This window comes from Alteromonas sp. MmMcT2-5 (assembly GCF_022348315.1).
Taxonomy (GTDB): Bacteria; Pseudomonadota; Gammaproteobacteria; order Enterobacterales; family Alteromonadaceae; genus Alteromonas; species Alteromonas macleodii.
This window is the reverse complement of the sequence record NZ_JAKRFB010000133.1, coordinates 1-1180: the sequence shown is the minus strand read 5'-3', so window position 1 is coordinate 1180 and position 1180 is coordinate 1. Positions and strand designations below refer to the sequence as shown.

Below are 1180 nucleotides of genomic sequence, written 5' to 3'. Positions count from 1 at the left end.
CGTATCAGCTAAGTCAATGATATGTTTAATTTGCTCGTCACTGGCATCAATAACCAATTCTGACCGGTTGATTGCCTCATGGATATGTCGCATTTTTATGCGTCTCGTGTCAGGGTTATAGCCTATCCCCTTATATCGCATAAGACTTTGCGGGTAACGCCTCCAGTGAAAAAGATTGTTGAACAGTATCGCAACAGCAAACAGAATCATGCAGTTGATAATAGTTGGAGTAAGCACGTACCAATAACTTAAATCCGTTATCGCAGACCCACCAATTACAGCAGCCAAAGCGGTAGCACCACCTGGAGGATGTAGTGAGCGGGATAGGTGCATAACAAATATCGAAAGCGACACTGCTACCGGAGCGGCAATAAAGAGATTTTCAATGTATTGTGCACTTGTAACGCCGACAATAGCAGAAAGAACATTCCCAGCGAAGAATGCCCATGGCGTCGATAGCTGGCCATGAGGAACAGCAAAAAGAAGGACCGTTGACGCTCCCATGGATGGTAAAATTGCTGCTGCTCCCTCCGTGCCTAGCAACCATGTTGTAAGAAAAAAGCATAAAAATATAGCGAGCATTCCACCGATAGTGGCAACGACTTTTTCTGATACAACTACGTTGTTTTGAAAACCCCAAAACCGTTTTAGCTTATTTAACATATATTCCTTTGTAAGGTCAGATATAGGAAACGTATAGACAATATCTATAATTTCTATGAACGAAAAGCTACGTTCTTATCTTTTTCACTAGGGTGATATTAAGGCGCTTCGCCAGTCGGACAAGATTTGCACGGTCCATTGACAGAGATCTGGCTGCCTTAGACCAGTTGTTTTCTGCGTGATGCAATGCCTTGATAATGAGTTGACGTTGAAATTTATCTGTTGCTTCCCGTAAGTCGGTATGGCTATCGGTCTCGAAATATACGGTGGACGAATCTGTGTCTTTACTTGTTAAAGAGTCTGAAGACACGGTTAAACCGGTAATGTCAGATGGCTCAATTATTGTATTTCCGGTTGGATTCTTCTCTCGAGCATAAAGTGCTGCGCGTGATATGACGTGCTCTAACTCTCTTACATTTCCCGGCCAGTGATAAACTGTCAGTTTATAAATTGCTTCTTTAGCCAGTATCAACTTTTGCAGTCCCAGACTTCGCCGCATTTTCTCTGCAAAATAGCC

2 protein-coding genes are annotated in these 1180 nt (G+C 42.9%); both read right to left on the bottom strand.

Annotated features, from left to right (window positions below):
• On the bottom strand, positions 1-663 hold a 663-nt coding region (locus MHN09_RS21280), incomplete at its 3' end, for an HPP family protein (protein WP_239220468.1).
• A gap of 67 nt (positions 664-730) precedes the next feature.
• Positions 731-1180 (bottom strand): helix-turn-helix domain-containing protein (locus MHN09_RS21275; protein WP_275446612.1); only part of this gene is annotated, 450 nt, incomplete at its 5' end.